The organism is Paenibacillus lemnae (genome assembly GCF_012933385.1).
Classification (GTDB): Bacteria; Bacillota; Bacilli; order Paenibacillales; family Paenibacillaceae; genus Paenibacillus_AQ; species Paenibacillus_AQ lemnae.
This window is the reverse complement of the sequence record NZ_JABBPN010000009.1, coordinates 45,404-63,697: the sequence shown is the minus strand read 5'-3', so window position 1 is coordinate 63,697 and position 18,294 is coordinate 45,404. Positions and strand designations below refer to the sequence as shown.

General features: G+C 49.9%; 15 protein-coding genes. 8 read left to right on the top strand and 7 right to left on the bottom strand.

The window, feature by feature from the left end:
- The first annotated feature begins 8 nt into the window (after positions 1-8).
- From HII30_RS11375 to HII30_RS11355, 5 genes are all read left to right on the top strand, one after another.
- Entirely contained in the window at positions 9-1,622 is a 1,614-nt protein-coding gene (locus HII30_RS11375; protein WP_169505149.1) for an extracellular solute-binding protein, read from the top strand.
- Positions 1,623-1,718: 96 nt separating this feature from the next.
- Positions 1,719-2,312 carry a nitroreductase family protein gene (locus HII30_RS11370; RefSeq protein ID WP_169505148.1) on the top strand — a complete coding sequence of 198 codons (594 nt, stop codon included), beginning with the start codon at positions 1,719-1,721 and terminating at the stop codon, positions 2,310-2,312.
- A gap of 76 nt (positions 2,313-2,388) precedes the next feature.
- Positions 2,389-2,754 carry a hypothetical protein gene (locus HII30_RS11365; protein ID WP_211184552.1) on the top strand — a complete coding sequence of 122 codons (366 nt, stop codon included), beginning with the start codon at positions 2,389-2,391 and terminating at the stop codon, positions 2,752-2,754.
- Between the two features lie 420 nt (positions 2,755-3,174).
- The gene (locus tag HII30_RS11360) at positions 3,175-5,277 is read left to right on the top strand and encodes a serine hydrolase domain-containing protein (protein WP_169505147.1); all 2,103 of its coding nucleotides are present in this window, start codon (positions 3,175-3,177) and stop codon (positions 5,275-5,277) included.
- Between the two features lie 329 nt (positions 5,278-5,606).
- Complete coding sequence (locus HII30_RS11355; RefSeq protein ID WP_169505146.1) at positions 5,607-6,446, top strand: aldo/keto reductase; 840 nt, start codon at positions 5,607-5,609, stop codon at positions 6,444-6,446.
- Positions 6,447-6,594: 148 nt separating this feature from the next.
- On the opposite strand, the gene HII30_RS11350 is transcribed toward HII30_RS11355, so the two are convergent.
- From HII30_RS11350 to HII30_RS11320, 7 genes are all read right to left on the bottom strand, one after another.
- The gene (locus tag HII30_RS11350) at positions 6,595-8,103 is read right to left on the bottom strand and encodes an MDR family MFS transporter (RefSeq protein WP_169505145.1); all 1,509 of its coding nucleotides are present in this window, start codon (positions 8,101-8,103) and stop codon (positions 6,595-6,597) included.
- Positions 8,104-8,222: 119 nt separating this feature from the next.
- Positions 8,223-10,526: a UvrD-helicase domain-containing protein gene (locus HII30_RS11345; RefSeq protein WP_169505144.1), complete on the bottom strand. Its 2,304-nt coding sequence runs from the start codon at positions 10,524-10,526 to the stop codon at positions 8,223-8,225.
- A 160-nt stretch (positions 10,527-10,686) separates the two neighbouring features.
- Positions 10,687-11,661: an aldo/keto reductase gene (locus HII30_RS11340; protein WP_169505143.1), complete on the bottom strand. Its 975-nt coding sequence runs from the start codon at positions 11,659-11,661 to the stop codon at positions 10,687-10,689.
- Positions 11,662-11,762: 101 nt separating this feature from the next.
- Positions 11,763-12,902 carry an ArnT family glycosyltransferase gene (locus HII30_RS11335; RefSeq protein WP_169505245.1) on the bottom strand — a complete coding sequence of 380 codons (1,140 nt, stop codon included), beginning with the start codon at positions 12,900-12,902 and terminating at the stop codon, positions 11,763-11,765.
- Between the two features lie 160 nt (positions 12,903-13,062).
- Positions 13,063-13,293, bottom strand: a complete 231-nt coding sequence (locus HII30_RS11330; RefSeq protein WP_169505142.1) for a hypothetical protein — start codon at positions 13,291-13,293, stop codon at positions 13,063-13,065.
- Between the two features lie 92 nt (positions 13,294-13,385).
- Positions 13,386-15,239 carry a bifunctional diguanylate cyclase/phosphohydrolase gene (locus HII30_RS11325; protein ID WP_169505141.1) on the bottom strand — a complete coding sequence of 618 codons (1,854 nt, stop codon included), beginning with the start codon at positions 15,237-15,239 and terminating at the stop codon, positions 13,386-13,388.
- Between the two features lie 261 nt (positions 15,240-15,500).
- Positions 15,501-16,124, bottom strand: coding sequence for a DUF5317 domain-containing protein (locus HII30_RS11320; protein ID WP_169505244.1), 624 nt, complete (start codon positions 16,122-16,124; stop codon positions 15,501-15,503).
- 220 nt (positions 16,125-16,344) lie between these two features.
- Between HII30_RS11320 and HII30_RS11315 the strand changes: the two genes are divergently transcribed.
- The 3 genes from HII30_RS11315 (at position 16,345) to HII30_RS11305 (ending at position 18,260) form a co-directional block, all read left to right on the top strand.
- Positions 16,345-16,545, top strand: a complete 201-nt coding sequence (locus tag HII30_RS11315) for a cation transporter (protein ID WP_169505140.1) — start codon at positions 16,345-16,347, stop codon at positions 16,543-16,545.
- 76 nt (positions 16,546-16,621) lie between these two features.
- Positions 16,622-17,368, top strand: a complete 747-nt coding sequence (nfsA, locus tag HII30_RS11310; RefSeq protein WP_169505139.1) for an oxygen-insensitive NADPH nitroreductase — start codon at positions 16,622-16,624, stop codon at positions 17,366-17,368.
- 139 nt (positions 17,369-17,507) lie between these two features.
- Positions 17,508-18,260 (top strand): exodeoxyribonuclease III, encoded by a 753-nt coding sequence (locus tag HII30_RS11305; protein WP_169505138.1) that lies wholly within the window; start codon positions 17,508-17,510, stop codon positions 18,258-18,260.
- Positions 18,261-18,294 lie beyond the last annotated feature (34 nt).

Sequence of the window (18,294 nt, the reverse complement as noted above, 5' to 3'; positions counted from 1 at the left end):
AACAAAGAATGAAGAAATGGGGAAGTCTTTCGTTATCGATGGTATTGGCAGTCAGTCTGCTATCAGGGTGCGGCAGCTCATCGGAAAGCGGAGGTACAGGAGAACCTTCGGGCAATCAGGATAACGTCAATGCGACCGGGATGCCGATCGTTAAGGAAAAAATCGAGCTGGATTTCTTCACAGGCAAATCTGCAACGAATGGCAGCAAGTTTGAAGAGACGCTTATCTGGAAGACGTATGCAGAAATGTCCAATGTGGATGTAAACTTCAATCTGGTCCCTTTTGAAACCCTGACGGAGAAGCGGAATCTGGCGCTGGCCGGCGGCGATTATCCGGATGTCTTTTACTCCGCGAGAGTCACATCCAATGAACTGGCACGATTCGGTGCCCAAGGGGTGTTTATTCCTTTAAATGATCTGATCGATCAATATGCACCGAATTTCAAAAAGCTGATGGAGCAGTATCCTGATATTCGTAAAGGCTTAACGATGCCCGACGGTAACATTTATTCCCTGCCTTCTTTCTATGATCCGGACCTGTTGTCGATGCTGATCGGTGCCCCTCTCTGGATTAATGATGAGTGGCTGGAGAAGCTGAACATGAAGGAACCGGAGACGACCGAGGAGTTCTATGAGTACTTAAAAGCGGTTCAGACCACCGATTTGAACGGGAACGGACAGCAGGATGAAGTGCCTTATAGTGCGGTCGGCATCACGGGTCTGATCGATCATTTGAAGGGCGGCTGGGGACTTGGAACACGCGGTTTGGGCCATAAATACGTCGATGTCGATCCGGATTCCGGTGAGCTTCGGTTTACCAAGGCACTGCCGGAGTACAAGGAATTGCTGCAATTTATCAACAAGCTGCATCAGGAGAAGCTGCTGGATCCTGAAATCTTTACGATCGACGGCGGGGCGCTGAATGCCAAGGGACAGTCCGGTATCCTCGGTTCAACCGCTGTACCGAACCCGGAAACCGTCATGTCGCAAAAGAATTATATCGGTCTCGGGGCTTTAAAAGGACCTGGTGGGGATCAGCTGTATTCTCATATCAAGGTTCCGATGGTGCATGTGGGCGCATTCGCGATCACCGATAAGAATGAGAATCCAGAGGCCACGATCCGCTGGATGGATTATTTCTATGGCGATGACGGCGCGAAGCTGTATTTCATGGGTAAAGAAGGTGAAACTTATGAGAAGACAGCAGACGGTGAATTCAAGTATGTAGAAGAGATCACGAACAATCCGGACGGCTTGACTCAAGACCAGGCTTTGGCCAAATATTTCACCTGGCTTGGTGGAAGCTATCCGGGTGTCGTTCGCCAGGATTATTTCAAAGGCTCCGAGACGCTTTCAAGCTCAATGGAGGCAGCTGCAAAAGCGGAACCGCATGCTCTTGAAGAGATCTGGTACAATTTTAACTATACGCCGGAAGAGACAGAATTTATGTCATCCGTGGGTAAAGATATTCATGACTATGTCACCGAGATGGAAGCCAAGTTTGTCAACGGAAGCGCATCATTCGAACAGTGGGATCAATATGTGGCTACACTGCAAAAGATGGGGCTTGAAGAATATATGAAGACCTATCAAGCTGCGTATGATCGTTATCAGGAAGGTTAATTGCATATGGTCGTCCCGCTCCTGTTTATGGAGCGGGCTTTTTTTTGTTACAATGGACAGGATGAACTTGAACTTAACTTACAGGAGGATTGCACAATGAATATACATGAGGCCATTCGCACCCGCCGCAGCATTGGCAAAGTGAAGAGCGATCCGGTGCCGCAGGACAAGATTGAAAAGATTCTGGAAGCCGGCACCTGGGCACCGTGTCATCGGAATACACAGCCTTGGCAGTTTTTTGTCATGAGGGAAGACGGACGGAAGCTGCTCGGACATGTGATGGCCGATATCGCGGAAGAGAATGCGGCCGGCAAGACGGAAGAGGAGCTGGCATCTGCACGGGAGGCGGCACTGGGCAGAGCGAACCGGGCTCCGGTGGTGATCGGAGTTGCGGTGAAGCCCGTAGACGATCCCAAAATCATCGAGCTGGAGGAATACGGCGCGGTATTCGCGGCGGCTCAAAACATGCTGCTGGAGGCGCATGGTCTCGGTCTGGGCGCTGTGTGGAGAACAGGTGATTTCTGTTACGACCGGAAGGTGAACGAAGCATTCGGTTTGGGAGAGCGCGACAAAATGCTGGGATTCCTCTATATCGGTGAGCCGGATATGTTGCCAAAAGACGGCAAGCGGGAGAACGCGGCGTCCAAAACAATCTGGATCAATGAGGCTGTTCGGCAGCTGGACGTGTAAACACACATAAAGGCCTACCCCATTTTGAAATCCCTTGGTATAATAGACCTATATTTGTGCAGGGGGCGTCATACCATTGAAAGTTCAAAAATGGGATACCGGCGGTAAGCTGGTTTTAGTGGCTGCATGTGCGGCATGGGTTTCTTTCTTTTTTAATTGGGTAGATATTGGTCTTCTCTCCCAGAACGGATTCAGTCAGGGCGTGGTGTTCTTCATCCTGTTGTTTGTATATCCTCTCCTCACCGTGGTACGTGAGAAGCGGATGAATAAAAGTATCGGTTATATCCTGGCAGCGGCCGGGATCGTATTTGCTATCATCTATATTTCTTCAAAATCGCTGGATCTGCTGGGAAGCAGCATGAATACGGCAGGGAGCGGACCATATTTGTTCATGACCGCCAGTGCATTAATGGCAGCAGGGATTTACAAACGCGCGAAATAAGGATATTCGCTGTAACTGGCAATCGTTACAGAGCAGGGCAGAGAAGAGAAGGCTGATTTTTCCGCAAAGAAGCGGGAGGATCAGCCTTGTTTGTGTTCCGATTTATGCTATATAGAATGAATTAAAGATAAAACCCTTCTATAGCGGAGGTGACAAGTGATTCTGGAGAAGCGTCAGCGTCCGCCTAAAAGCTTTCCGAAGGAAAGCTAGCATCGGAAGCATAAGATTTGTTTCCAAAATGCAACCACATATTATAATTCCAAGCATTTTGGAGACAACAGCGGTCGTAAGAACACTTGCCATCGCAGCCTTGCAGAACGGTAACTTTTTACTTCATTTTATATAATGTCAAATTAATTGAACCATTACGGCTGGTAAATCGTACTAACCCTAGACTATGAAAATAGGAGGTATAACATTTTGAAGAAAAAGCTATCCTGGGTGCTGGCCCTGTCCCTTGCGCTGACCCCGCTGGCTCCTGCAAGCATCATGGCGGCGGAAGCTCCGGCGCAAGCAGCAAAGACAGTGGCGAAGGCGGAAGCTTCCGCCAAGAGCCTGAAAGAGATTGCATCACAAAAAGCATCCCTGCTGACAGAACAGTATGGCACCACAAGTGTACAGTACGCACTGATCGATGGAGGAAAGATTGCCGTCTCCGGACAGAGCGGAATCAATGATAAGGAAGGCCGGATCCCGCTCAGCAAGACTACAATGTACGGAATCGGCTCCACCAGCAAGGTGTTTACCACCGCAGCTGTGATGCAGCTGGTGGAAGCAGGCAGCATCAGCCTGGATACGCCGATCGTTCAGTACATACCGGAGTTTAAGATGAAGGATGAGCGGTACAGCAAGATTACACCGCGCATGCTTCTGAACCATTCATCCGGACTGCAGGGCTCAAGCCTCGGCAATGGATTTTTATTTGACGACAATGACAGCTATGCGCATGATACGCTGCTGCGGCAGCTGTCCAGCCAGAAGTTAAAGGCAGATCCCGGAGCTTACTCCGTGTACAGCAATGACAGCTTCACACTGGCAGAAATTCTAGTGGAGAAGGTGAGCGGCCAGAATTTCACCGCATTTATTCATGAGCATTTTACAGGACCGCTTGATTTAAAGAACACGAAAACTTCCCAAGACAGCCTCGATGCCAAGCAGATGGCTGCGCTCTACTTCCCGACTTCACCGGATCAGCTTCCGAATGAAACGGTGAACGTGATCGGTACGGGAGGCATTTATTCTACCGCAGAAGATCTGGTGAAGTTTTCTACAATATTTACAGGCCAAACCTCGGGCGTGCTGTCCAAGGACTCTGTAGAAGCTATGGCTCAGGAAGAATATAAAAGAGGAATCTGGCCGGATCAAGCCGACAATTCCTTTGATTTCGGACTGGGCTGGGACAGTGTGAGATTGTTCCCGTTTAGTGAATACGGCATACAGGCGCTGACTAAAGGCGGAGACACGATCTTGTATCATGCTTCCCTCGTGGTGCTGCCTGAACACAATATGGCCGCAGCCGTGCTCTCCTCCGGCGGTTCCAGTTCGACGAACCAGCTGCTGGCAAACGAAATGCTGCTTGCGGCACTAAAGGAAAAAGGCGAGATTAAAGATATTCTTCCGGAGAAGTCCTTTGGCAAACCGGTGAAAGCCGATCTGCCTGCCGAGCAGATGGACCATGCAGGGTTTTATGCCTCCAGCAATCAGATGGTAAAGGCATCCATCCAGGAGAACGGTCAATTGGCTATAACGGTACCGATGGTCCCAGAGTATCCGGCAGAGCAGTATGTATACAGCAAAGATGGCTCTTTTATGAGTGAAGATGGCAGTATCAAGGTGAGCTTTGTGAAGGAAAGTAATGGGCGGACATACATCTGGGTGAGACAGTATGTTTCGCTGCCGGGTATGGGTCAGCTTGCGCTTTCGCACTATACCGGTGAGAAGATGGACAGCCATAAGATTACAGGTCAGACAGAAGCCGCATGGAAACAGCGTGAAGGCCGGAAATATTTCCCGTTGAATGAAAAATACAGCTCCCTGATGTATTTTCTAATGGAGCCATCTGTGGCTATAAAGCGCGATCCGAGCATGAAAGGATATTTGATCGATAAGACGATTACCGGTCCCGACTCGGCGGAAAGCCTGCATCAGGTACCGGCGATTGGGAGCCGGGATACTGCGGCATATCACTTCTATAAGGAGCGTGGCACGGAGTATCTGGAAGCAGCGGGCAGCCTGTTCGTCAGTGAACAAAACATCAAGGCCCTGTATGCCGGGAAAAAATCAACCGTAACGGTCGGGGCAGACGGATATGCCAGATGGTTCACTGTTCCAAAATCTGCTGCAGGAAAAACGATGACCGTCACCATCCCGGAGACAGCAGCGTTTGCAGTATATGATGCACAAGGCGCCAGCCTGAATTACTCGCTGACCAGCGGCAGTAATCAGGTGAAGCTGCCGGAGAACGGCACCATCGTCTTCGCAGGCGATGCCGGCTCTGCTTTTGGGATTACACTGCGGAAATAAATCGCTGGGTGCCTTGACATTATTTTTAAATAAGCCTGTTTTTCAAGCCTATTTCTTGCAAAATAGAAGGAATTTCCTCAATAAGCCCGATTTTCGGGCTTATTTTTTCCTTCACACTCATTTCGCCGCTGCTGGGAGCATTTCAGCTAATTTAAGCTTGATAATCAGTCTTAACCTGAATTTATTGGTGAAAATGGGATAATTAAGATTGGATTTCACGCTTAAAGTGAATGCCGCAGATTTGAGGATGGAAGCCTGGAAGAGTATACTATAGGGACGTGCAGCAGCATAAGCTGTACATTCCAATTTCATTACAGGAGGGATTGACCATGACAAATCCGAAGAATCCGGTTTTTAGCGACGGGCCTACACTGACTGACGGCACTCAAATGCCGTGGCTGGGCCTCGGTGTATATAAAACCAAGGAAGGCGAAGAAGTCATTCAATCCGTTAAAGCAGCGATAGCCGCCGGCTACCGCAGCATCGATACTGCCGCGATTTACGGCAATGAAGAAGGCGTAGGACAAGCCATTCGTGAGAGCGGTGTACCCCGTGAGGAGCTGTTCATCACGACCAAAGTGTGGAATGACGACCAAGGGTATGAATCCACATTGAAGGCATGCGAAACCAGTCTTCAGAAGCTGGGCCTGGATTATCTGGACCTGTATCTGATTCACTGGCCGGGTAAGGACAAGTACAAAGAAACGTGGAAAGCACTGATCCAGCTGAAGGAGCAGGGACTGGTACGCTCCATTGGTGTCAGCAATTTTCAAATCCATCATCTGCGCGATATTATCGAGGATTCCGGTGTTGTGCCAACGGTAAATCAGGTCGAACTGCATCCGCTGAACACCCAGAAGGAACTGCTTCAGTACGCGCGTGAACACAGCATTGTGCTGGAAGCCTGGAGCCCGCTGATGCAGGGCCATCTGGATCAGCCGGTACTTTCAAAGCTGGCAGAGAAGTACGGCAAGACGGCAGCCCAGATTATTTTGCGCTGGGATTTGCAGAACGGGATCATCGTGATTCCGAAGTCGGTGAAAGAGCACCGTATCCGGGAGAACAGTGATATCTTTGACTTTGAGCTGTCCGCTGAGGATATGGAAGTCATCGACAGCTTGAACCAGAACAAGCGCTTCGGTTCGGATCCGGACGAGTTTTTGTTCTAAACCGATAGGGTCTCTGGAGCGATAGTGTTCAAAATTAAACAAAAGAAGTGGCGATCTCAGAGGTCTGACTCTGGATCGCCACTTCTTTGTTTTTGTGCCTGGCACAGGCGATAACCCGGCGGTGAAAATCCGCTATAGTCGTGGAAAATTAATGCCCGCCAGGTGCACCGGATGTTTTGGGCTGAATCTTCACCCGCTCATTGCCCATCATAAGGACAAACAGAAATGCGAGTCCTGCAGGGATCAATGCCCACATGAACGATTGTGCAATCGACTCAGCCAGAGCGGTCGACACCATCTTCTGAACAGCCGGAGGCATTTGAGCCAGCGCATCCGGAGAGGTAGCATTCTCGGCATCAAATCCGCCAGGAGCTCCGGCTGCCGCACCGGACAGCTTGCTGCTGAGTGAATTACGCTGAATGATCCCGAAGACCGTGATGCCTACCGTCATCCCGAGTGAACGCAGGAAGGAGTTCGTCGATGTAGCTGCTCCACGCTGACGGATATCGAAATTATGAATCGATGCCACGCTCAGTACAGAAAAGGAGAAGCCGACACCGAATCCGGTCAGTATCATATAAGCAGTCAATAGTCCTCTCGGTGTGTCCGGTGTCAGGGTGCTCAGGCAGAACATTCCGGAAACAAAACAGATGGCGGACAGAATCATAATATTTCGGAATGTGGTTCTTGTGGTCAGCATCCCGCCAATCTGGCTGCCGAACACACTGCCCAGCATCATCGGCATCAGCATGAGGCCAGAATCCGTCGCAGATCCGCCGTATACCCCTGCAATGAAAATCGGAATATAAACCGTGGCCACGATAAAACCTGCACCGTAACAGAGGGCTACCGCATTACTGGACGCAAACAGTCTTTTGCGGAACATGCTGAACGAAATGATCGGTTCGCTTGCCCGGGTTTCTGCCCACAGAAAAATAAACAGCAGTACCAGAAATCCTCCGAACAGCCCTAATATTTGCGGTGAGTCCCAGGCATACTTTTGACCGCCGAGCTCCAGGCCGAACATCAGGCAGATAATGGCTCCGACAAGTGTAGCGGCACCAGTCCAGTCAATCTTTTGCTGCACGCGGGACAAGGTCTCCTTATAAAAGGTGACAATGAAGATCAGAGAAATGATGCCGATCGGCAGATTGACGTAAAACACCCATTCCCAGCCGATACTGTCCGTAATAAAAGCGCCCAGCAGCGGACCAAGAATGCTGGAGGTACCAAATACGGCTCCGAGCAGGCCTGTCATCTTACCGCGCTTCTCTGCGGGAAACAGGTCAAAGACAATCGTGAACGCGATCGGCATCAGCGCGCCTCCGCCGATCCCCTGAATGGCGCGGAACAGAATCAGCTGAAGCATGTTATCTGCGAGTCCGCAGAGGGCTGACCCGACCAGGAAAATAACAAGTCCGAAAATATAGAAGCGTTTGCGTCCATACATATCAGACAGCTTGCCGAAGATTGGTGTACCGGCCATGACGGCAACCATATACGCTGACGTCACCCACACAATCTGGTCAAACCCGCCGAGATCTTCTACGATCGTATACATAGCTGTAGCCACAATCGTATTGTCCATGGCTGACATCAGGATGCCGAGCAGAAGGCCGGCCACGACAAGCTTGATATTGCTTTGCTGTGCATTCATGTATTGCTGCTCCCTTTCTATGTATATATTTGTATAAAGGCAGATGGTGGTTCTATTTTAGCGGTTTGCTAACCCTAAAGGCAAGCGGAATTAAAAATACATACAGGCATCTCCTATGATCATCGACGGCGCGATGGAACGGCAGCTTGTTTCATGCCCGGTTTCATGGGAGATCCGCACAGCGGGCAGGTCTTTCGAGGCTGCTCGCCGCCCTTGGCATCCTCCATACGCTGCCAGCCGCGGCAGCCGCTCCCGCTGCAAACCCATGCCTTGACGGCTTCGGTCACTTGCTGCTGACTGCGTGTCTGAGGCTGGGTGGAGGCAGTAGCAGATTTCTGAATCGGACGCATGGTCTGCAAACCCTCAATGTGGAACACGCTCTGAAGAAAACGGGATACTTCCATCTTGCGGCCCCGGTAGTACGCCGGGGAACTGATCAGCAGCTCATCTTTTGCACGGGTAACTGCAACATAAGCGAGTCTCCGTTCCTCTTCCAGTGCATCACTTCCTTTTTCCTGCCTGGAGGTGAGCGGATGATGATCGTCTCTGTTCTCTGCCTGCAGGGAGGAGGTGTGGGGCAGGATGCCGTCTGATGCGCCAATGAGGCAGACCGAAGGGAATTCCAATCCTTTGGCTTTATGAATTGTCATCAGCTTGATGGCATCCGCCTGGTCATCCTTTTTGCGCAGCGCCATCTCGGCATGAACCGTAATTAGCCTGTCGACAAAGGCAAGAAAAGAGGGCACATCCTTGAAACGTTTGGCGGACGCCTCCAGCTCATCTAACCCTTCCTGGATGAATTCCTGATGCAGGGTAATATCTCGAACCCCGTCTGCTTCCATGTATTTGTCGTAAAAGCGCAGCCGGATCTCGCGAATGGCCTCGGCCGGCTCCAGCGGTTTCAGGGATTTAATGAGCTTGGAACGCTGTCTGATCTGCTCGACCTGAAAATCCTTCAGACCCGGAAAGGTCAGGAGGTGGGCTAGTGGGCCTTTTTTGGGACGGGGAGCGTCCTGCTGCTTGATGTACTCCATTCCTTTTTCGCGGTTGATATACAAGGTATGGAGAATGCCTGCCATGGCTTCGAAATTCCGCCGATCCTGTGACAATCGGAGGTAATCCATGACGGGCTTCACCATCCACTGCTCATAGAACAGGTCTCCCTGCTCATAATGAATAAACGGTGTTTCCTCCAGAACTAGCTGCTCAAAGATGGCCCGGCTGTTGTGGGAAGTGCGGTACAAAATGGCGTAGTCCCCATAAAGTCTGCGGCCCTCCCGCACACTGTCTGTAATATGCTTCAGCAGCAGTTCTGCTTCTTCATCCGGATTGTCCGGACGAAGGTACAGCGGGACCTGGCTGCTTTTGCGGGTAGATTGCAGTGTTTTTAAGCGGCGCTTCGTATTGTCTTTAATAATTTCATTGCCCAGTCCGACGATGCTGGACACCGAGCGGTAATTCACATCCAGCGTTATGACGCTGGCACGCGGAAAGTTTTGGTCAAACTCCAGAATAAACTCATGACGGGCACCGTTAAAGCTGTAGATGGTCTGGTCATCGTCCCCCACAACCATCAGATTGGCATGCTGCCGCACGATCATCTGAATCAGCTCATAGGGAAGGCGTCCGGTATCCTGAAACTCATCCACCATAACGAAACGATAGCGCTGCTGAAGGGAAGAGAGCAGCCGCGGATCAGAAGTCAGGAGACGGTGCGACCAGACCAGGATATCGTCAAAATCCATGTGAGCATGTTCTTCCTTCCATGCTTCATATCGAGCAAAAATCTGCCGGTGCTCCACATCTGCAGGTGTGCTGGGTGGGAGGTTATCCAGGCTGGTCATGTTCATCCGGTATGCCGACCACAGGGCCAGCACGGTCTCTGCTTCATAGCTGTCCTGCAGCCCCATTTCACGAAGGATGCGTTTGACGATAAACTGCTGGTGTCTGGCATTGCTGAGAATATCCTGACGGTACCCGCGTGAGCGCAGCAGATACAGGAAGAACGAGTGAAAGGTCCGTGCGGTCACTTTAGCCGCTTCACGGGCATGAATTCCCGGAAGCTGCTGGATTCTTTCTTTCATTTCAGCAGCGGCTTTGGTAGAAAAGGTGACCAGCAGGATCGAGGAAGGGTCCACTTGCCGCACCGATATGAGGTAGCCGGTGCGGCTGACCAGTACGGACGTTTTGCCAGAGCCGGCTCCCGCAAGGGTAAGCAGCGGTCCCTCGCCGTGGCGAACGGCCTGGATCTGGGCTGCATTCAGGAACAGCCCCTCGCCCTCCAGCCCCCGGAAAAATGCAGCATCCGTTTCCTGGCTGCTGATCAGCTCCCGGCTGCTTTTGGAGAGCGTCAGCTTGGCAAAGGGAAGATCGGTCCGCTGACTGCCGAAGGGACGTTTATAGAAATGTGCATAAGAAGTCATTTTACCATTCACCTAACATTTAAAATTTAGCGTACAGCCTACCCAGTGTACCGAATTCCAGGCACACTGGCAAAGGAAAAGTTAAGGGTCTTCCCCCGCACAATAACATTAAATAGAACGGCTGCCGAAGTGTTTTCGACAGCCGTTCTATTTGTAATGATCAAGGCAGATCGCTGCCGCGGGAGCTGACGTAAAGGGAGTACCATTCTTCTCTGGACAGCTCTACGAGCTCGGCACCGCCGCAGGCCCGGATCCGCTCCGGATGTTTGGTGCCAATCACAGGCTGGATACCGGCCGGATGTTTCATCAACCAGGCCAGAAGCACAGCTTCCGGGGTGGTTTCTTTCTCGGCTGCCAGACGCTGGACCATCGCTGCGGTTTCCTGAATGGATTCCGGCATGTTTTCCACTGGACGTCCCGTGTATACGCCTTGAGCAAGAGGTCCCCAGGCCTGAATCTGAATATGATGCTGCTGGCAGTATTCCAGCGTACCTTCGGGGAAGATATTGTCCTTGGAGTTCCCGCGGTTGACCCGTACTCCTGCATCCAGCCATCCCACATGCTGAAGACTCATTTGCAGCTGGTTCACGACAAACGGGATGTTCGTGTAGGACTGAAGCAGCGAGATTTGCCCGGCATGCATATTGGATACACCGAAATGTCGTACTTTACCGGAGGACTTCAAGGTTTCCAGGGCTTCGGCCACCTCGGCCGGGTCCATCAAAGGATCCGGACGGTGCAAAAGCAGAATGTCTAGATATTCTACGCCCAATCGTTCGAGCGAGCGATCTACACTATGCAGAATATGCTTTTTGGAGAAATCATACCGGGATGGCACACCATTCGGTCCGGCGAAGCGGATCCCGCATTTGGACTGCAGAAGAATTTGTTCTCGCAATTCAGGGCGCTCCTTCAGTACTTGGCCAAAAACCTGTTCGGCTTTACCGAGGGTATAGATATCGGCATGATCGAACATATTGATACCTACCGAAAGGGCAGCCTCCACAGCTTCGTGTGCCTGCTTCACATGCTCAGCAGTGAGCGGGCTTTCATCCCAGCCTCCGCCAAGTCCCATACATCCCATAACGATCCGGCTTGCCGGAATATTCCGGCGGTTTAAAGGCATGATACTCATCCAATTACAACCTCCCTAAAGTTTGATTTAACGGCACGAGCGGTCATCTTGATTATTTCTTGTGCAGAGAACCCGCGAGAGTGTTACATGCTTACCTGACATTACCGGTCTCGTTCCAGGCTCCGGTGCAGACTGGACTTGTGGCCATATACAATAGCTTTGTTGGCTAAAAAAGCGGTGTAGAGCAAAATGAACACACCATACGGGAATCCGGTCCCGTCCAGGCTCGGAACAGCCCCTTCGGCCGCAATGAAATAGGCGAGTGTCAGGAGCACAGGCAGCTGACGCTTCAGCCGGTATTTCCAGACCGACCAGACCAAACCGGCCACACCTGCATACAAGAGAACAAGGCGAACAAAATCCAGAGCAGACTGCACCACTCTCCGGGTGTCGGGATCGCTGAACCGCCCTGCATATCGGGTAGATAAACCTCCGAAGATGCTGCGAAAAAAGTGGACAAGAGGGTTGCCCTCAATGAATCGTGCATCCAGCCACAGTGGAGCAAGGTTCCAGGGACCCGGGAGATACATCAGCTTCTCAAACAGGGGAAAGCTGAGCCACCAGGGAGATAAAACCAGCAAATAACCGGCTGCGACCAGAAGCGTTCCACGAATGATATAAGTCCAGGGACTGCGGTAGATGTACCATAACACTAGAAACACAGCAGGGTACAGCAGTGCCTGAAGATTAAAGCAGGCCACCAGTGCGGTCAGCACACCGGCTGCGGCATACCAGCTGTACTGCTTCAGTTCCAGCGCAGCGATGACAGCGCATACTAGCAGAAGCATCAGAGTCTGCATGGTCGTATCCGGCAGGATCAATCGCACAACACCGTAGGCCGGCCAGTACAAGGCATAGATAACACAGGCCAAAAAGGCAGTTGTCGTGTTAAACATGTAACGTGCCAGCACAAAAATGAGATAAACGGAAACCGCATGCAGCAAGCATTGAATGATCCGGTATGCGGTAAAGGCGCCGCCGTCTTCTCCGAATATTTTGATCAGTCCGGCAATCATCAAAGGGACGCCCGGCATGACGACAGAAGAAGCCTCGGAACCTTCCCCGGCGTGACTGATCAGTGCAGCATTAATCATATATTGTTGTTCCATTTCAATGACTGCTGCTTTGGGATTTCTGGAATCTCCTGCTGCTACAAGCAGGCAGGACATTAAGAAAACAACAACAATTAGTCCCAGCAGTGCTTTTCGGTTCAGACGATTTAAGGACCAGATGGAAAACAAGTTGTCCACTCCAATATCTAGAATTATTATCTAATTTCTATCTTATAGAATTGATGACCGGAAGGAAAGCCCGGCAGGGGATCTTCCTTTCGGTCATCACCGTTTGTTCCGTCAAAAAGGCTCCGTTATAACGGAGCCTTCAAACAGTATGACTGCGGTATCAGAATCCGCTGTGATATTTATCATCGCTGGAGGAGCTGTCCTTGGACGTTCCGTCTCTGCGCTTTTCTTCCTGTTTCTCCTGATTCAAATCTTCCATGGGAATCGGGTCTACTGTTTCCTGACTCTTGAATTTATCGAACAGGCTTTCCTCTTTCGTCGGATACTGTTCTGCATGGTCGGTGTTACCGGGACCATGGTCAATAGGAAGATCTTTATTAGATTCTGGCATGGAAATCACCTCGTTTGAGTTTGATACTCTCTTTATACCTGTTTTAGAGGAGGATCAAACATATTTCGGTCCGGTGATGACCAGCGCTGCTCTCAAGATTCCAGTCCGGCAGCAGGCTGCTGCTGTTCCTGGATTTTATGCTCCATGTACTGGATGAACAACTCCGTAAGCTCGGGATCGAACTGGGTTCCGGAACAGCGGCGGAGCTCGATGATCCCTTCTTCGTACGTTTTTGTTTTCTGGTAAGGCCGCTCTGTTGTCATGGCATCAAATGAGTCGATAATGGTCAGCATGCGGCATAGGCGGGGGATCTGGTTGCCTTTAAAGCCGTGCGGATAGCCGCCGCCGTCATAGCGCTCATGATGCAGCTCGATGAACGGCACGAGCTCCTTGAACTTGTCATTCGTTTCCGCGATCCGCTTACCCCAGCTGACATGACGTTTCACGGTTTCCCATTCATCCGTGGTAAGCCTGTCCTTTTTGTTAAGGATCCCCCAGGGAATTTCGAGCTTGCCGATGTCGTGAATGAGCGCCCCTAGAATAAAATGCCGCCGGTCCATACTGTCCAGTTGCAGCGCCTCACTCATGTCGATCGCATAACGGAACACGCGTTTGGAATGCTTGAATGTATCTACATCTTTATATAAGAACAGTTTCAATTGCTGTTCAATATCCCGCACATCCTCGGCAAAATCGATTTCAGCTTCTTTTGCAGATCCGCTGCCGTAGATATGAACATTGTTCTTGCCTTGTTTTTTGGCGTAGTACAGGGCCTGGTCTGCAAAGTCGACCATCTGTGCTTTATCATGAATATCTGTCCGGTAACCGGCAACCCCTGCAGAGAAGGACAAGCATCCGGAAGGAAAGATTTCTACACCTTCAAAATAAGTATCGTTCAGTTTTTTGCGCAGACGGTTTACAAAATCCCAGGCCTTGTTCTCATCATACCCTGGCATCAAAATGGTGAATTCCTCGCCACCAAAGCGGGCTGGGATGACATCTGCCGGCCCGCACTCCTCCGACAGGAACTTTCCGAGAAAACCGAGCAGCATATCTCCTTTTAGATGGCCGAACTGGTCGTTGTATTTTTTGAAATCATCAATATCAATCATAACCAGGGACAAGGACTCGTCGTTATGAATGACCTTCTTGATTTCTGTATTCAGCAGGTTCTCAAAGTAACTGTGATTATACAGGCCGGTACGCTGATCTCGAATGGCCTTTTCCTGGATCTCATTGTACATGGTGAACAGCTGCTTAAACGAATAAGAGAGCATTGTGCTCAGCCCGATGAACAAGATCAGTCCAAATACTCCGTTGCTGCTGATCAGGATCGATAGGGCCAGGGAAAGGATCAGGGTAATAAGGTAAACAAGCAGTGTGTCTTTTGCGAATGACTTTAGAATTTCATAAAGGGATTTCTTGTACTGCAGGAAGTAAAAACAACCAATAAGTAATACGTTAAGTATGAAATATGCTAATAGTGCCAGTAAGTAGGCACCCAAATTTTCGTTTTGAACGGGTCCTATAACGCCGCCGGATAATTCATAAACAAAAGCAGAACCCATAATCATCATGGAATAGACTGAAAAATTGGCAACTTGCTTCCACCAAGCTACTTTGCGGTCAAAAATGATCACAGCGACCAAATTCAGAAGGATGACCGAAAGAGCGAAGTTTGCACCGTAAATGAATATACATGCCAGGTAAACCGATGAGTCCATGGACTGAAAGTTTCCCTCAGGCGGCAGCTGGAACATGAAATGATTAAGAATTAAGGTGGCTCCGAGCATGGCGTACAGCCAAATCCATTGTGAAGAGCTGTAGTTGAGAAAATCACCGCGATTAAAATAAATAAAGATGCCGCATCCAAGTGCCGTAATCAAGAAAAAGTAAATTTGACTTGAGCTGATTCTGGATATAAGAGGACCTCTAGACATAGACATATACGTGCTCCTCGGATAACATGATGTATTCTTCCCATCATTTTAAAATAGATCAATCATTTAAACAACAGAGCAATAATAAAAAAGACAGACTCCCGAGAGCCTGTCTTTTTGGGGATTTAGCCGAATTTGTATCCGGAAGTCAGAGCAACAACGACAGATGCAACGATAACAGCATTGATGACAATACGGGAATACTTGAGTTTTTCTGTTCTTTTCATACTGATCCCCTCCTTTCCAGATGTCGTGAACGTGCAAAATCTATGATAAATTTTGAGGTTCACCAAGGTTGGTGGTCTGGTTCTCAGAATAATCTGACGAACCTGAGGATTTCTTGCCTGCTGTCATAAGATGAACAATATAGAAGAAGATCCCGACATTCATAATGATATCTCCTAAACTGATGGCCTGTGTTCTTGGGTAAGGAGAAGAAAGCGGAATGATATCACCTAAAAAAGGCAGCCTTGTAGAGGCGTCCATCAGATAATGCTTAGTAACCACTGTACTGTTCTTGAGCATGTCCAAATAGTATGGGTCCAGGACAGAAGCAGCCTGCAAAGATACCGGCATTCGGCCCCCGTTGACAGCCATAACCAGAAAATTGAGAAACACGCCAATCAGAATGATTGGAAACCCTTTGTACTGCCGGTTCATCCATAAAAACCACATGCCTACAATATAAATGGCAACAAAGAGATAATTGCTTAATGCAGCGAAATCCGGATTAGACTCTTGAAAACGGAAAATGAACAGCTGAATCAGGAACAATATTGGAAATATCCAGCCGCCTTTCAGTCTGATTTGGCTGAAAGCCTGCAATCCGTGCCGGAAGCCTCCCTTGATCAGTCCAACAACCAGACCCAGAATAATACCGTCGAAAACCATAAAGTGATTCCTACTTTCTTTGTTCGTCGATTCCTGTACACATGTTTTCGACGTATTCATTGGAAAATCCTTCTTTTTAAATTCGTTTTTTTTGAAAAAATCGACATTTTTTCGCGGCCACCTTTTAGCTCATAAGAAAAGAAGGTGTCGGTTTTTGCTATACTTTACATACAGTCGGGGGGTATCGTATAATGAACCGATAATGGAAGGAGGGAATATCATGAGCCAGGTTACGTTGAATGTGGGCGGTATGTCCTGCAACCACTGTGTGAATGCTATAGAGAAGGCTTTGAAGGAAGCTGGAATGTCCGGCAAGGTCGATCTGCAGGCCGGGACCGTTACGGTAGATTATAATGAAAGCCAGACGGCTGTAGAGCAAATCAAGGAAACGATCGAAGAACAGGGATATGAAGTGGTTTAAGACTTTCATATGAATAAGCTCGGTTTCCGGGCTTATTTTTTTATAACAATCTAAGAACCAGGAGTGAAGGCAGCGCATGAATGAGACCATTGATCTTTTAATGAAGCACCGATCGATTCGTAAATACAGCAGCCGGGAAGTGACCGAGGAACAGCTGCAGCGTATCGTCCAGGCGGCCCAGATGGCTTCCAGCTCCAGCAGTGTTCAGGCATATAGTGTCATTGCAGTAACCGATCCGGAGCAAAAGCAAACCCTGTCCGTGCTGGCAGGTAATCAGGCTTATATTGCAGAATGTCCAGTATTTCTGGTCTGGTGTGCAGATCTGTACCGCCTAAAGCAGGCCGGAGAACAGCATCTGGACGGAGCGGAATCTTATATTGATTCCACTGAAAACTTCATCATAGCGACCGTGGATGCATCACTCGCCGCCCAGAATGCGGCTGTTGCTGCTGAGTCGATGGGGCTTGGCATCGTATATATCGGCGGGGTACGGAATCAGATTGCGGAATTTTCTGAGGTGCTTCAGCTTCCGGAGCTCGTGTATCCTGTATTCGGCATGTGTCTCGGGTATCCGGATCAACAGCCGGATGTCCGTCCGCGGCTGCCTCTCGAAGGCGTTTTGCACCGGGGGACGTATAATGCTTCTTCGGTACAGGAACAGGTAGCCAACTATGACAATACGTATACCGCCTACATGCAGGCTAGAAGCGGAGGAGGTAAACCGGCGGCAGGCTGGTCGCAGTTCATGGCGAAGCGGCTCGCTGAACCGGTGCGTCTGCATATGAAGGATTTTCTGCAGCACAGGGGAATGATGAGGCGCTGATACAGAGCTGATAAGGCGCTAGTGCTTGTTATTACAATGGTCATCATGGCATCCGTTAACCTGGCTCTATTCTAGCAGGTCGGATGCCTTTCTATTATATAGAAGGAAAATCACAGAAATGATTTTAGGAGGGGACTTATTGAAGCTGGTATCATGGAACGTCAATGGCCTGCGGGCTTGTGTCACAAAAGGGTTTATGGATGTTTTTAAGGAGATGGATGCCGATCTGTTCTGCTTGCAGGAGACGAAGCTGCAGGATGGGCAGATTGAGCTGGATCTGGGACCGGACTATGAGCAGTACTGGAATTATGCGCTCAAAAAAGGATACTCCGGCACGGCCGTGTTCAGCCGGATGAAGCCGCTGAGTGTTCGCTACGGCATGGAAGAGGACAGCGAGCCGGAGGGCAGAATGATTACGCTGGAGTTTGAGGAGTTTTATCTGGTCAATGTGTATACGCCTAATGCGAAACGTGATCTGAGCCGGCTTCCGTACCGGCTGGAGTGGGAGGACCGGTTCCGCAGATATGTACTGCAGCTGAATGAGCTCAAACCGGTCATCCTGTGCGGAGACCTGAATGTCGCGCATCAGGAGATTGACCTGAAAAATGCGAAGTCAAACCTGGGCAATTCCGGCTTTACTCTGGAAGAACGGGGAAAGATGACAGACCTGCTGGCGTCCGGCTTTATCGACACCTTCCGGCAGCTGTACCCGGATCGTGGTGATGTGTACAGCTGGTGGTCCTATATGCCGAAGGTCAGAGAGCGGAATATCGGCTGGCGTATTGATTATGTTCTGATGTCAGCAGCGCTTTCGGACAGGCTGAAAGATGCCGATATCCACTGTCATGTGGCGGGAAGCGATCATTGTCCGGTGTCGCTGACGCTGGCGTAAGCAGCCCGGCGGACACCGTCACAGGACAGGCAGA

Bases quoted from the DNA above. Each gene is read 5' to 3' on its own strand.
- HII30_RS11320 (WP_169505244.1), bottom strand. From the start codon at position 16,124: ATGGTTTTCGACGGTATTATTCTGGGTCTGGTTGTTGGACTGATCAAG.
- HII30_RS11315 (WP_169505140.1), top strand. From the start codon at position 16,345: ATGAGCCAGGTTACGTTGAATGTGGGCGGTATGTCCTGCAACCACTGT.
- HII30_RS11330 (WP_169505142.1), bottom strand. From the start codon at position 13,293: ATGCCAGAATCTAATAAAGATCTTCCTATTGACCATGGTCCCGGTAAC.
- HII30_RS11350 (WP_169505145.1), bottom strand. From the start codon at position 8,103: ATGAATGCACAGCAAAGCAATATCAAGCTTGTCGTGGCCGGCCTTCTG.
- HII30_RS11340 (WP_169505143.1), bottom strand. From the start codon at position 11,661: ATGAGTATCATGCCTTTAAACCGCCGGAATATTCCGGCAAGCCGGATC.
- HII30_RS11375 (WP_169505149.1), top strand. From the start codon at position 9: ATGAAGAAATGGGGAAGTCTTTCGTTATCGATGGTATTGGCAGTCAGT.
- HII30_RS11345 (WP_169505144.1), bottom strand. From the start codon at position 10,526: ATGACTTCTTATGCACATTTCTATAAACGTCCCTTCGGCAGTCAGCGG.
- HII30_RS11370 (WP_169505148.1), top strand. From the start codon at position 1,719: ATGAATATACATGAGGCCATTCGCACCCGCCGCAGCATTGGCAAAGTG.
- HII30_RS11325 (WP_169505141.1), bottom strand. From the start codon at position 15,239: ATGTCTATGTCTAGAGGTCCTCTTATATCCAGAATCAGCTCAAGTCAA.
- HII30_RS11355 (WP_169505146.1), top strand. From the start codon at position 5,607: ATGACAAATCCGAAGAATCCGGTTTTTAGCGACGGGCCTACACTGACT.
- nfsA (WP_169505139.1), top strand. From the start codon at position 16,622: ATGAATGAGACCATTGATCTTTTAATGAAGCACCGATCGATTCGTAAA.